The organism is Rothia sp. HMSC08A08 (genome assembly GCF_001808385.1).
Taxonomy (GTDB): domain Bacteria; phylum Actinomycetota; class Actinomycetes; order Actinomycetales; family Micrococcaceae; genus Rothia; species Rothia dentocariosa.
Genome location: NZ_KV793057.1, coordinates 94,371 through 107,194 on the forward strand (window position 1 = coordinate 94,371; position 12,824 = coordinate 107,194).

General features: G+C 49.6%; 11 protein-coding genes. 6 read left to right on the top strand and 5 right to left on the bottom strand.

Annotation, left to right across the window (positions count from 1 at the left end):
- Nucleotides 1-72: 72 nt before the first annotated feature.
- Nucleotides 73-693: a dephospho-CoA kinase gene (gene coaE / locus HMPREF3164_RS02390; protein ID WP_246822564.1), complete on the bottom strand. Its 621-nt coding sequence runs from the start codon at nt 691-693 to the stop codon at nt 73-75.
- Nucleotides 694-726: 33 nt separating this feature from the next.
- On the opposite strand from coaE, the gene HMPREF3164_RS11290 reads away from it, so the two are divergent.
- The 5 genes from HMPREF3164_RS11290 (at nt 727) to HMPREF3164_RS02405 (ending at nt 6,784) form a co-directional block, all read left to right on the top strand.
- Nucleotides 727-1,419, top strand: coding sequence for an IMPACT family protein (locus tag HMPREF3164_RS11290; protein WP_371326039.1), 693 nt, complete (start codon nt 727-729; stop codon nt 1,417-1,419).
- A gap of 139 nt (nt 1,420-1,558) precedes the next feature.
- Nucleotides 1,559-2,758, top strand: a complete 1,200-nt coding sequence (locus tag HMPREF3164_RS02395) for a hypothetical protein (RefSeq protein ID WP_246822566.1) — start codon at nt 1,559-1,561, stop codon at nt 2,756-2,758.
- Between the two features lie 114 nt (nt 2,759-2,872).
- The gene (uvrB, locus tag HMPREF3164_RS02400; protein ID WP_048754322.1) at nt 2,873-5,041 is read left to right on the top strand and encodes an excinuclease ABC subunit UvrB; all 2,169 of its coding nucleotides are present in this window, start codon (nt 2,873-2,875) and stop codon (nt 5,039-5,041) included.
- Between the two features lie 248 nt (nt 5,042-5,289).
- The gene (locus HMPREF3164_RS10785) at nt 5,290-5,934 is read left to right on the top strand and encodes a transcriptional initiation protein Tat (protein ID WP_246822567.1); all 645 of its coding nucleotides are present in this window, start codon (nt 5,290-5,292) and stop codon (nt 5,932-5,934) included.
- Between the two features lie 154 nt (nt 5,935-6,088).
- Complete coding sequence (locus HMPREF3164_RS02405; protein ID WP_048752307.1) at nt 6,089-6,784, top strand: hypothetical protein; 696 nt, start codon at nt 6,089-6,091, stop codon at nt 6,782-6,784.
- Between the two features lie 21 nt (nt 6,785-6,805).
- Here HMPREF3164_RS02405 and HMPREF3164_RS02410 read toward each other — a convergent pair whose 3' ends face one another.
- Nucleotides 6,806-7,204, bottom strand: a complete 399-nt coding sequence (locus tag HMPREF3164_RS02410) for a winged helix-turn-helix transcriptional regulator (RefSeq protein ID WP_048752271.1) — start codon at nt 7,202-7,204, stop codon at nt 6,806-6,808.
- Between the two features lie 155 nt (nt 7,205-7,359).
- Between HMPREF3164_RS02410 and HMPREF3164_RS02415 the strand changes: the two genes are divergently transcribed.
- Entirely contained in the window at nt 7,360-7,962 is a 603-nt protein-coding gene (locus HMPREF3164_RS02415; RefSeq protein ID WP_048752269.1) for an NAD(P)-dependent oxidoreductase, read from the top strand.
- Nucleotides 7,963-8,038: 76 nt separating this feature from the next.
- Here the strand turns inward: HMPREF3164_RS02415 and HMPREF3164_RS02420 are convergent, their stop codons facing one another.
- From HMPREF3164_RS02420 to HMPREF3164_RS02430, 3 genes are all read right to left on the bottom strand, one after another.
- Entirely contained in the window at nt 8,039-9,490 is a 1,452-nt protein-coding gene (locus tag HMPREF3164_RS02420) for an alpha/beta fold hydrolase (RefSeq protein WP_048754323.1), read from the bottom strand.
- A gap of 114 nt (nt 9,491-9,604) precedes the next feature.
- Nucleotides 9,605-10,921 carry a hypothetical protein gene (locus HMPREF3164_RS02425; RefSeq protein ID WP_070448653.1) on the bottom strand — a complete coding sequence of 439 codons (1,317 nt, stop codon included), beginning with the start codon at nt 10,919-10,921 and terminating at the stop codon, nt 9,605-9,607.
- Between the two features lie 154 nt (nt 10,922-11,075).
- Nucleotides 11,076-12,416, bottom strand: coding sequence for a hypothetical protein (locus HMPREF3164_RS02430; RefSeq protein WP_239661842.1), 1,341 nt, complete (start codon nt 12,414-12,416; stop codon nt 11,076-11,078).
- Nucleotides 12,417-12,824: the final 408 nt, after the last annotated feature.

A 12,824-nucleotide genomic window follows, 5' to 3' on the forward strand; every position in this document is an offset into this window, starting at 1 on the left:
ATCACGCATGAGGGTTCCCCAAACCTGGGGAACCCTCATGTAGTATTTGTGCGCTTTTTCTCACGTACAGATCTAGACCTCAGCACGTAGCTCGTCCCAGACCTTTTGAACCTGTGCTTGAGTATCATCACGAGATCCGCTATTGGTAATAACCCACCGAGCAATGGCGGAGCGCTGTTGGTCGGTGGCTTGAGCAGAAATGCGTGCTTGAGCTTCTGCATAAGACATATTCCGATTTTTGCTAAGTCGCTCTAGACGAATGGGGAGATCTGTCTGTACCGCAATGACACCGTCGAACTCTGCAGCGCGTTGAGTCTCAACCAGGAGGGGAATATCGTCAATGATAATGCCCGAAAAGTTGGGGGAGTTTACTGCATCGTCAACAAGCTCAGCGGCGCGAGCACGAACTTTGGGATGCACAATAGCATTGAGTTTCTCTCGCTCTGCGTCATGGGCAAAGATACGTTCCGCTAAACGAGCGCGATTAAGGGTTCCGTCTGCATTGAGGACGGACTCTCCGAAGAGGTTGACTGTGCGAGTGAGGACTTCCTGCCCAGGCTCCATGAGTTCACGCGAGATCGCATCTGCATCAATAATAACGGCGCCTAGATCCCTGAACATCCGCGCGACTGTGCTTTTACCGCTTCCAATGCCGCCTGTCAGAGCGTAGCGACGGTACTGTGTAACGTCCATGAAACCCCTAGAATAGTAGTTGTGAGTACTCAAATGTTCCAAGAATCCCGCACACAACGATACACAGTATTGCATGGAATAGAACCCTATGAGAGTCTTCTTGAGATTAAGCGTAGCGAATTTATTGGTCATGTTAAACGCGTATACACAACAGATGAGGCACGTGCTTACATAGATTCGCTTCGGAAGAGCTATCACGATGCCCGTCATGTGTGTTCAGCATTTGTTCTTGGAGCGGACCGTGAAATTCAACGTTCATCGGACGATGGCGAGCCTGCCGGTACTGCAGGAATTCCAATGCTTCAAGCTCTTTTAGCACGCCAGACACGCATCGATGAGGGCGGTACTGATCTTTCTGATCTTGTGGCCGTTGTTGTGCGTTATTTTGGGGGTATCAAACTGGGCGCTGGCGGATTGGTGCGCGCCTATACCGATGCGGTGGTGCAGACTCTCGATAACGCCCATTTTGATTCTCGGGAACGGATGCGGGTAGGCACCGTTTTAGTTTCTCTGGCTGAGGTTGGGCGAGTGGAGAATGAGATTCGGGCATCAGGAATTGAAGTATTAGGTACGGATTATCTTGTAGACGGCGCCCAGATCTCTCTAGGTGTTTTCGACCGGGAGCAGAAGAAGCGCGAGGCACAGGAACGTGTTATAGCAATAACTTCTGGTCGGAAAAATATCGTATGGGGCGATACCCGGTGGGTAGATATTCCCTGTTTTTAGCCTAGCCATATTAGATTTGGAGCATACCCTAAATTTTAAACTAGGATAGGCATAGTATCTTGGTGTTGATTGTGGTACGTTGAATACGGTGCAGCATTGTCTGCCACATACACCGCAAGTGAAAGCCGAGAATTTTCCCGTGCATTTTAACTCTGAACAGCATAGCTCCATCACACATACGTCTAAACCCGATATTGGACCTGCGACTGTTGAGCAGATTCTCAATGCTTATGCGCAGGGTAACCTAGATACGCTCCTGAATGTGTTGACGCAGCGGCCGCATGATTTTGCGCAACAGCTTAACTGTATTTGCCGTGCTTTTCCTTCTGAAATTGAACGTATTGCAGTCACTCTTCAAGAAGTAGGCGAAAATCTTCCTCAAGGAACCCTAGTTCGCCTCTATAATCAGTATTCCAACGCAGCTCGCGGCGTGGGGGAGAAAATCTCTCAAGATAATTCTCGTATGCTGCATATCATCCAGGCTCCTCTGATAACTCGTGCTCATGCTGCCCGTCTACTCCTAGCCCTAGAGCTCTGTTTGGCACCTAAGATGCGTGGACTAATTGTGACCATGCCGCCTCAAGATTTTTACCAGCCTATGGAAGCCGAACCCCAGCCGGTCTCATGTAATCCAGCGCTCGATGGTGCAGTTAACCCCTTTATACCCAGTCTGTGGGAAACTTTTCCGTTGGGAAACTTCAATGAAGCTGTGGCGCTGAGTGCTACAGGTATACGCGAAATTCCTGACGGGTATGAGCTATCTGTTATGCTCCTCGACGATGACTACCAACGCGTGCATACCATAGAGCGGGGTGCACCAGATACATGTTTCTCATGTTTCTGGGATGAAGAAGTAGAAGATTCAGAGAACGATATTCGATGTGGGCTTGAGCTGGGATACCGTGTTGAAGAATACGCTGAAATTAACGTGCACCGCGTCATGAAAATGGGAGCGCGGTATATTGTGGTGACGGCTCTTGTAGGTGAGTGCTTTCCTCAGAGCACTGATGAGGATGATACCTGTAATGCATCGTCGCAAAATGGCGCTCCACGGTTTGATTCTCGGGTTGCGCCAGATCTGCGATCTTTGATTATTACCCCGGATAAAAATATTCGCCCGGTTGCACATCGCGGTAATTTTCACGTTCTGGATGTTCCAGGGCGCACGGTTTGTGCCGTACTCGATCTTTATAAGCAACGAATTACTATGCCTGCGGTCGGCATTCCAATGAAAGCTGACGAAGACGATACGCTCGTTGCTCTCATGGGAGCGCTAAATGGCTACCTGCCCATGACAGTACGAGATTTCATGCAGCTATCGGGAGCTATAGTTAAATAAGTATCAAGTTTGGATCGTGTGGAATATTAGACCCATCAATTTCTTAGATGGTGGCATGCATCTTCCTAGAGTGAAACCCTCTGATTTCTCGAATACATCAACTAGAATAGATGTATGAGTCTTGCCCCGGAGATTAAACGAGTCGTAGCCCCTTTTGAAGTTGTCAGTCCATATCAGCCAGCTGGTGATCAGCCTAAGGCTATTGCTGAGCTTACTGAGCGCGTGGAGAACGGTGAAAAAGATATCGTTCTGATGGGCGCCACCGGCACCGGTAAATCTGCTACGGCGGCATGGCTGGTCGAATCTGTGCAGCGCCCTACGCTTGTTATGGTGCAGAATAAGACTCTTGCTGCTCAGTTAGCCAATGAACTACGTGAGCTCTTGCCCAATAACGCAGTCGAGTATTTCGTCTCATACTATGACTACTATCAGCCTGAGGCCTATGTTCCGCAGACGGATACTTTTATTGAGAAAGACTCCTCAATCAATGAAGAAGTAGAACGTCTGCGGCACTCTGCTACGAATTCCCTTTTGACTCGCCGCGATGTTGTTGTGGTCTCGACTGTTTCGTGTATTTACGGTTTGGGTACGCCCGAAGAATATGTGGAGCAGATGGTCACTCTTAAGCGCGGGGATGAGATAGATCGTGATGATCTGCTGCGCCAATTCGTGAATATGCAGTACGCCCGCAACGACATGGATTTTCACCGTGGAACCTTTCGGGTGAGGGGCGATACTGTCGAAATCATCCCTATGTACGAAGAGCATGCTATTCGTATTGAATTTTTCGGCGATGAAATTGAGGCTATCTATACTCTGCACCCGCTCACGGGTGAGGTTATTCGAGAAGAAGACGAGATGTATGTCTTCCCGGCGAGCCACTATGTTGCTGGTCATGAGCGTATGGCTCGCGCTATTGCCTCCATCGAAGACGAGCTCCAGGAACGTCTACAAACGCTAGAATCTCAGGGGAAGCTTCTGGAGGCACAGCGGCTACGTATGCGTACCACCTATGACCTTGAGATGATGGAACAGATGGGGTTCACCAGTGGTATTGAGAACTATTCACGCCATATCGACGGTCGTTCAGCAGGTTCGGCTCCGCATTGTCTGTTAGACTATTTCCCCGATGATTTCCTGCTTATTATCGACGAGTCACACGTGACGGTACCTCAAATCGGCGCCATGTACGAGGGCGATATGTCTCGTAAACGTACGCTCGTGGAACATGGGTTCCGTCTGCCTTCTGCCATGGACAACCGCCCTCTAAAATGGGATGAATTCTTAGAGCGCATAGGGCAAACTATTTATCTTTCGGCTACTCCCGGCAAGTATGAGCTTTCGCAGGCTGATGGTTATGTTGAGCAGATTATTCGTCCAACAGGACTGGTGGACCCAGAGATTATTGTAAAGCCTACGAAGGGGCAGATTGACGACCTTCTTGAACAAATTCAAGAGCGTACTGAACGCGACGAGCGTGTTTTGGTGACGACTCTAACCAAACGTATGGCAGAAGACTTGACCGAGTATTTGGTGCAGCATGGAGTACGTGTGCAATATTTGCACTCCGATGTAGATACTCTCAAACGCGTAGAGCTGTTACGTGAGCTTCGCATGGGCACTTTTGATGTTCTGGTAGGTATTAATCTGCTTCGTGAGGGACTGGACCTTCCTGAGGTTTCACTGGTGGCTATTTTGGACGCTGATAAAGAAGGATTCTTACGTTCGACGACCTCGCTCATCCAGACGATTGGTCGTGCAGCGCGTAACGTCTCGGGGCAGGTACATATGTATGCAGATACTGTTACCGATTCAATGCGTACTGCTATTGACGAGACGAACCGTCGTCGAGAGATTCAGCAGGCGTATAACCGGGAGCACGGCATAGATCCGCAGCCTCTGAGGAAGAAAATTGCGGATATTACAGATGTTCTCGCTCGCGAAGAGGAAGACACCCATGAGCTTTTGCAATTACGCAAGAGCGGTAAGAAAGGTTCTCGAACAGTTGAAGCCGGAGCGAAGACAGGGTTAAGTACTTCTTCGAAGATCGCAGCAAGTACCCCAGAGTCGGATGCTCTTCTTGCCAAAGCTCAAGACCGTGTTCGCGCCGATGGTCTCGCAGCTGAGCCTGCTGAGGATCTGTTGGAACTTATCGAACAATTGAGTGAGCAGATGCGTCTGGCTGCAGAAAACCTGCAGTTTGAGTTAGCGGCACGTTTACGTGATGAACTTACCGATCTCAAAAAAGAATTTCGGCAGATGCGAGAAGCTGGGCATGCGTAATGTCTTATTAAGAATGAAAATATAAAGGTTCAACCTTATACTTGTTGAGATATTGTGTTTTGTCCTAAAATTTAGAATATTGCTTCGATGAAGATATGCGTTATTTTCACTTCACAGATGTATAGGAATTTGCGCGTTATAATTACTTGTTAGCAGAGAAGCAATTACACTCACTCACAAGATATGCATAGGCATTCAAGGAGAAGCTTTTGCCCAGAAATAAGTCAATACCTATTAATCGACGTGCTGTGGCTAAGGGCGTCGCATGGGCTACCCCGATAGTGGTCGCTTCTACAGCGGTTCCAGCAGTTGCTGCATCCCGATGTGACCCTAAGAGCGCCCCTGGATTTCGCCAGGCGGGTTCGTGGGCCATTAAGAATCCAGACAGAGGAAAACTCAAGTCCGCTGGATCTAATCGTCCGAGCACGTTTCATGGAAAAGAATATTGGATTTCAAATACAACTGCTTTAGGCGAAGAACCCGCTACTATTAGGATTACTGCGGGGTTTGAATCAGGAGCTGATGACAGCAGTATTTTAAATACTGAATGTGGTATGTATCGTGTACGTATCTATATGACGGCTATAGAAACACGAGCAGCTTCCGGAGAATACCGTGGTAATCCTAAAGTAACTATTACCCTGAGAGATCCTCGAGGAAAACTTATTAACGGGAAAACTCTTCGATATACCACCGACCCCGCTGGACAACCTGGGGGGTTTATTTCAGTTCCCTTAGGTGAAGATATACAGGCACAAGAATGGACTCTCAAAGCAATTCCTGGAGTCTATAGGTTTGAGGCTGTCTTTGACGTTCCTGCCGAGGGCCTGGAGTCTCGTCGAGTCCAGAATCGTGGTCTTGGCTTTACTGTGCCAATTTTTGAGCCAATGTAAAGTAGATTATTTTGCATAACCTTGTACATGCACAGAAAGATAATAATGTCGTAGTGCATATGCATAGATTTACATGTATGCCTACACTCTGGATTTGTTCTTGTTCCATAAGGGTTTAGGTGGTCATCAAAACTTGAAAGAAGGAACAATACCTGTGCGAACCGGTGCGTCGCAGAGCTGCGATTACAGGGCAAGTCGCCGCACTGTTACTAAAGGTATAGCCTGGGCGGTACCTGCAGTGCTGTCAGCAGCGACAGTACCAGCTTTTGCAGCTTCCGGCTGTGAAGATGTACCTGGGCCCAGTTTTGCCCAGCTGGAGCGGTGGTCTATCTCCAATCCTGCATCCGGGGAACTGATATCGCCTGCCTCGAATGGGATAAAAATTATTGGTGGGCAGGAATACTGGATGTCGGAAAGCACCGCAGTAGGCAATGAAAAAGCGAGTATTGTTTTGCGCACTGCATACCGTGCTGGCTACGATTCAGAAGCTCAGCTACGACCAGGATGTCGGTATTCTTTTAAATACTCTGTAGCGGCACATGATGCAGACCATGGTAGGCGTAAAGGCAAAGGTGACGTCAAGTTAGATGTTTACCTCTATGACCCTGATGGGGTCCAGGTGCGTAACAGTGGGCATACCTATACGACAAAGCCGAGGCAGAACACTAACAAATCAACCTCTGTTCCTCTTGGCGGGCAGGTGTCTGCGCATGAGGTTTATGTAACTGCTCAGGAAGGGCTTTACCGCCTCGAAACTGTTATTACTGTTGCCGCGGAAGAAAAACGGCGCGATAAAGTCGTAGCCCGAGCAATCGGAATTACCTCACCCTGCTTTGAATTTGCGGGGTAGATGCTTCCTGCCTAGGGAAAACTATGAGGCAACAACGTTCTGATCGTAACGTTCGCGGGCGGCGAGAACTGCATCCATATTAGTTTCTGCCCACTGGCGTAAAGCATTCATCGGGGCAATAAGTGTATTACCAAGCGGAGTTAATGAATAATCTACACGTGGTGGCATAGAAGCCGTGACCGCGCGGGTGAGCAGGCCATCGCGCTCCATGGAGCGCAAAGTCTGGGTAAGAACTTTGGGGGATAACCCTTCGATATGATCCTTAATCTCCCCAAAACGAGCACTTGGCTGATCGGCAAGAACAGCAACAATCATAGGAGTCCAGCGGTCCGTAAGATGTCGCAATACAGTACGTGAAGGACACGCGCTAGCCAGAATATTGGCGGGGGCTCCATTACGTGATGTTAGAGTTGCAGCCATAACTACTTTCCAGTCCAAAAATTGAGAAAGTTTCTATAGTTACCTTGAGGTATCTGGTTACTAAAGGATACTATTGTCTCGGAAGCCCGGCAAGCTGGGGGAGTACAAGACAAAAATCCGAGCTGGCGTGTTTGGAAACAGGAAAGGATATACAGATGAACATCGCGGTTATTGGGGCAACCGGTATGGTCGGGGAGCGCACTGTGGCAGAGGCAGTTGCGCGCGGGCATCAGGTCGATGCATACAGCCGTTCTGGTAACGCTGTACCCGGTGCAGAAAGCAAAATCGTTGATCTAGCTAACACCGACGAACTTGTCTCAATCGTTAACGGTCACGACGTTACCATTATTGCTGTTTCTGCCGGTCGCGGTACTTCTGCAGATCCGGTTATCAACGCTCATAAGGCGCTAATTGCAGCCAAGCCTGCTGGCCGTCTACTGATTGTAGGTGGTGCCGGTTCCCTCATGGACGAAAATGGCGTGCGTCTCGTTGATACCGCTGGGTTCCCCGAGGCATACAAAAATGAAGCCAAAGCTTTCTGCCAGATCCTTGAAGAATACCGAGCATCCGACGGGCTAGCTTGGACGTTGCTTTCCCCCGCACCTCTTATCCGTCCCGGTGAGCGCACCGGCAAATACAATGTATCGCTTGACACTCCTGCTGGTACTGAGATTAGTGCTGAAGATTTTGCTGTTGCTCTACTTGATGAAGCGGAAACCCCAAAACATCCCGGTGTTCGCTTTACCGTTGCTCACTAAAATATAGGGTTGGAAATACTAAAATCCGGTACAGCTTCTTACGAAGCTGTACCGGATTTTAGTGTTCACGAAGAATTTACTGATTATGAACCTCTGCTAGCATATTCTTCAAATGGCCCAAAATAGTAAGTGGATCGGAACCAAAACCATCATGATGATGAGTTTTCGAGGTCCATACCTGAGTATTACCAACCCAGCGGGCTGTCTCCATTGAGTTCTCAAAATCCACATAAATATCTGGGTTGTAAGCTGCAGCAACTACCGGAACCTCATTCCGATGCAACTGCTCATGATCGTAGAGTCGACCCCAATCTTTCTTCTCCGCAAGAATCTGCGCAACATCTGCCAGAGTGCGCAGGGCAGGATCTTCTTCGTAGTACCACGGGAAAATGTGCTCGCCCGTGAAGAAGAGAGTATCGGCTTCAGGCGAAAACTCGGGGCGCTGTGCCGCTACCCGTGCCGCTGCCCAATTAGTGGGGGCAGGCGAAGGTGAGAGCTCATAACCCGCAATGCCCGGCAAGGTACCGTCAGCGGGACCATCTGCATAGATAGTCTCATGCATAAGGGCATAGAGAGGATTTGCCAGGAAAGAAACTTCGCTGCTCATAGATGAGAGGAACTGATCTGAGAGGCGATCGTCTCCTTCAGCGAAAGCAGTTTCTAAGAAGTAGTGCAGACCGCGCTCGCGCCAGCGCCCACCTAAATAGTGACCAGCCATCTGAAAACGGTGGTCGGTCAGGCGCTCACCCGTGGGAAGGTACTCTTCGTGGGTGCGCAGATGCTCTGCGATGCGAGTAGCGAGAACTGCATCCTCGGGGAACCACTCATAGTATTCCTTGTTGCGCTCCGCCATACGATCGAAGGTATGCTGGTACACGTTGTCTACTGTGGTGCGAATTGGCGCCAAACCCGCAGTAATCCGCGAATCACGCAGTGATTGTGGGGCGAAGGACAGGTAAGACAGGGTCAAGAATCCGCCGAAGGACTGGCCGGTGGTTGACCACCGCTTGTCCTCACGGTCGGCGAGTAAGACCTCGCGTATAGCTTCCGCATCTGCGATGATGGAGTCTGCTCGAAAAAGCTCAACATATTCGGCCTGAATCTGGGGGGCACCCACCGCTGTAATGTTGCGTGCGGATAGGGGAGAAGACATACCGGTGCCACGCTGATCCAGCAGGATAACGCGGTGAGTTTTAGCCAACTCGGCTATCCACCCGCCAATGGAACCGGTCTTAGGAGAACCAAACCCAGGACCGCCCTGTAGATAGACGATATAGGGACGCTTCTCGACGGGAAGAGTCAGAGTCTCGCTTGTATTGATGACTTCACGAGCAAAAATTTTGATGCTTTGATCTGCAAAACGTGAAGATAGCGCGGCATCACGCCCTTTGGAAAAAATCAGGCCGTGAGTGAGCGGAACCTGAAACCAATGGTCGATAATTTCGTATCCATCATGTTTGATGACAGTGCCTTGGCGGTATTCAACTTGAGGAAGTGCAGAAATGGTCAACGGTGAACCTTCTTTCATACCTATAAACTTATCGTGTGTATAGTCTATCGCGCCCCACCTCTTAAGGCAGAGCGCGATAGTTTTATGGTAGTGCAAGAAGTCAGATTCGCTTACATGTGCGTACTTAATGCGTTAGGAAAGCTTGCACAGCGAAGACTCAGCGGTTCCATTAACACGACGACCTGGGGAACCCGGAGTCGTGCCTGAAGAAATATTAGAGTTATAGACTTGCGAGCTATCTACATATGAACCGCCTGCGCCGCCGCCGCCCGAAAAAGCAGAGGCACCCACAGGAGACCATGTACGGGTAGTCCACGGTCCATATGTTTCACGAGTCCAGCTCTGATCGGTGATGTAGCCGCCCGATGTAGTTACCGAACCTGAACCACCGCCTCCATAACCCCCACCACCGGTTGCGCCGTGGAGAATAGAACATTGGTTAACTTCTTCATCGGATGAATTCGTCGTGTTCACCATGCCGATACCGACTATACCGGAACCCCCAGTACCACCGTTGGAACCATTACCCGTTAGACGTGCATCGTCTCCCATGTTACCCGCAAGGTACTGGTTTATTGTGGAATGCTCGGCATTATTCTCATAGGAAACCGAAGTGATGTTCCGTGTATTAACGGTACCGCCAACAGCGCCGCCAGCACCTCCGCGCCCGTCACGGCCACCAAGTCCACCATTCATTTTGAGTCCGAGACCTGGAAAATAGTGGTATATTTCTTCATAACTACCGCCGTTCGTGTCGCCAGAGCCTCCTGTACCACCATTAGCGACGGTACCCGGAGTGAAATAAAGGGATTTAAAGTCTGCTGGGCGAGGTCCAAGGCTATCTTCTCGCCAGTCCGTATAAAGCGTCTGGCGACCGCCTCCTGCACCGCCACCGCCAGCGATAGCGATAACAGTACCGTTGAGAAGAACCGCAGATGCGCCTCCGCCCGTAGGCGCATAGAACTCCATCAATCCGCCTGGATGCTCCTGAAACCTTTGTACCTGACTATTAGTGCCAATATATGCACCAACATGGGAACCACCGTCTGCCCAACCGCGTCCCGGTGTAGAAGCAGTAGAACCATAAGGGCCGCCTCCACCGGCCACAATGAAGGTGATAACGTCACCTTCATTGACATTGACAGCACCAGAGACTGTGGCTCCCGCACCCCCGATGCCACCTTGGGCAGACCCCTGGTACGAGCCTCCAGAGCCACCGGTAATAGAAAATTTGAAGGCTTTAGTTTTCTTATCTACCGTTACAGTATATGTACGCGACGTACCGTCGGCTGAGGTATTTGCAAAGGCCTGTTCGTAGCCGCCATATTCACATTCCACCGATGATGCGTAAGCGGGAATGGTAGCGCTTGCTGTCACGAGGGGGACAGCCCACGCCGACCCCTGTACAAGAGTTCGACGAGATAAGAAGGGGGAGGAATTTGCTTTCATGGGATTAACTCCTTGAGAAGTTGAATAAAGATTTGCAAAGTGCAGTAAGGAGGACGGAACAATCAACGTATAAGGTGTAGATTCCTAGTTACACGTATTATAGGGAAAGAAATACGGTGCGAAATACGTACAAGTATTTCGCACCGTACTTTATTTACTTGGTCTTCTTGTCTGCTGTGAAATTACGGCATACAACAGCGGTTGCCGCGCCATTCACACGCATACCGGGCTTACCAATGTTGCTACCAATAGTTATATTGGAGTCATAGACGCGAGAGGTATCGACGTAGGACCCTCCACCGCCACCTGCGCCGGAGAACGCCGCTGAGCCAACTGGTGACCAGTATCCCCCCTCGATGTAGTTCCCATCAACCCAACCTGTGACAGAGGCGTAGGATTGATCCGCGCCATAACCGGCAGCAGTAGTCACTGACGCGCTACCGCCGCCGCCGTATCCACCGCCGCCGGTTGAGCCGTGGAGAATGGAACACTGGTTCAGATCACTTGTGCGGTACCAGGTAATAGCCATACCGATACCAACCACGCCTGCACCGCCTTGACCTCCATTATTTCCTTGGGAATTTTTTGTGAGGGTAGCATCGGCACCTGCGTTACCGGCAACGTTTTGGCTGAATAAGTAGCGCTCTTGTGAACCCTCAAAGGAAATAGCACTGTTGCTCTTCGGATCAGACAAAGAACCTGCAGGTGCACCTGCTCCGCCCTGCCCATTACCGCCGCCAAGACCACCGTTCATGTTGAGGGCAGGTCCTGGGAAGAACAAGTAGGTTTCTTGGTAGCTGCCGCCGCGTTCACCCACACGTCCGCCAGAACCGCCGTTTGCCATATCGCCTGTATTAAATTTGAGACCTTTAAAGCTTTCGGGCTGCGGACCGTAAAACTCCTTATTCCAAGAAGTACGCGAAATCTGGCGAGCCCCTGCACCGCCGCCGCCGCCAGCAATAGCAATAGGAGTACCATTCAAGAGGATTGCTGATGCACCGCCGCCAGTAGGACCATATAGCTCGTTTATTAGGCTCTTGCTAGAATGCTCCTTGTACCGCTTCGTGTACTCATTTTCATCCATGATCGCTTCACTATGAGAGCCACCGTCAGCCCAGCCTTTACCCGGTGTAGACGGGGTATTATTATATGGGCCTCCGCCGCCAGCAATGATGAAGGTTACCTCATCGGTTGGGTTAAGATCGAGGGTTCCGGTAACAAGAGCACCAGAACCACCGTGGCCATCGCGGGCATTGCCTTGATAAGTACCACCAGCTCCACCCAAAAGGGTGAAGGTCATGACTTCAATATTGCCAGCGGTGAAGGTGTGGGTTACAGAATCACCGTTTGTCGTAGTGTTAGTGGGTACATCCAGGGTAATACCTGGGGTGCATAGTGATGATGCGAAAGCTGGTACAGAAGCGCTTGCTACGACCATAGGAGTAGCCCACGCAGCACCTTTCACAACGTTGCGGCGAGATATGGAATGCTTCATTGTATCCTTCCAGTGTTTGATATGTGAGTGATATGAAAATCTTAGCGCTATTTTTGACGCACTATCGAATGATGGCATTATCACCACTGTCATTAGTAGGCGATAGGTGTCATTATCCTTGGTATCTCTGCAGATTTATCAGCCAGAGCTGTTAAACCTCTGATATGAAACTGCTCTGCGGAGATGAGAAAGTCCTAAGTTATTTTGTGTAGCGGTGTCTTTCGAGGATAGATATAGTACGATCATTTGAAGCGCATGGATTATTTAAGGATTATAGAGTATTTTCTCTGTGAAATGTATTTCCAAAGTTGAGAATATTATAAAATTCACTATTTTACGTCAATATTGATGTGATATTTACAAATCTCTCAACCTCTTACGGAATGATATCGAGTAAAAATATTAAGA

Excerpts from the sequence above, each read along its gene's own strand:
- HMPREF3164_RS02420 (WP_048754323.1), bottom strand. The coding sequence starts at position 9,490 with ATGAAAGAAGGTTCACCGTTGACCATTTCTGCACTTCCTCAAGTTGAA.
- HMPREF3164_RS02425 (WP_070448653.1), bottom strand. The coding sequence starts at position 10,921 with ATGAAAGCAAATTCCTCCCCCTTCTTATCTCGTCGAACTCTTGTACAG.
- HMPREF3164_RS02430 (WP_239661842.1), bottom strand. The coding sequence starts at position 12,416 with ATGAAGCATTCCATATCTCGCCGCAACGTTGTGAAAGGTGCTGCGTGG.
- HMPREF3164_RS02410 (WP_048752271.1), bottom strand. The coding sequence starts at position 7,204 with ATGGCTGCAACTCTAACATCACGTAATGGAGCCCCCGCCAATATTCTG.
- HMPREF3164_RS11290 (WP_371326039.1), top strand. The coding sequence starts at position 727 with ATGTTCCAAGAATCCCGCACACAACGATACACAGTATTGCATGGAATA.
- coaE (WP_246822564.1), bottom strand. The coding sequence starts at position 693 with ATGGACGTTACACAGTACCGTCGCTACGCTCTGACAGGCGGCATTGGA.
- HMPREF3164_RS02415 (WP_048752269.1), top strand. The coding sequence starts at position 7,360 with ATGAACATCGCGGTTATTGGGGCAACCGGTATGGTCGGGGAGCGCACT.
- uvrB (WP_048754322.1), top strand. The coding sequence starts at position 2,873 with ATGAGTCTTGCCCCGGAGATTAAACGAGTCGTAGCCCCTTTTGAAGTT.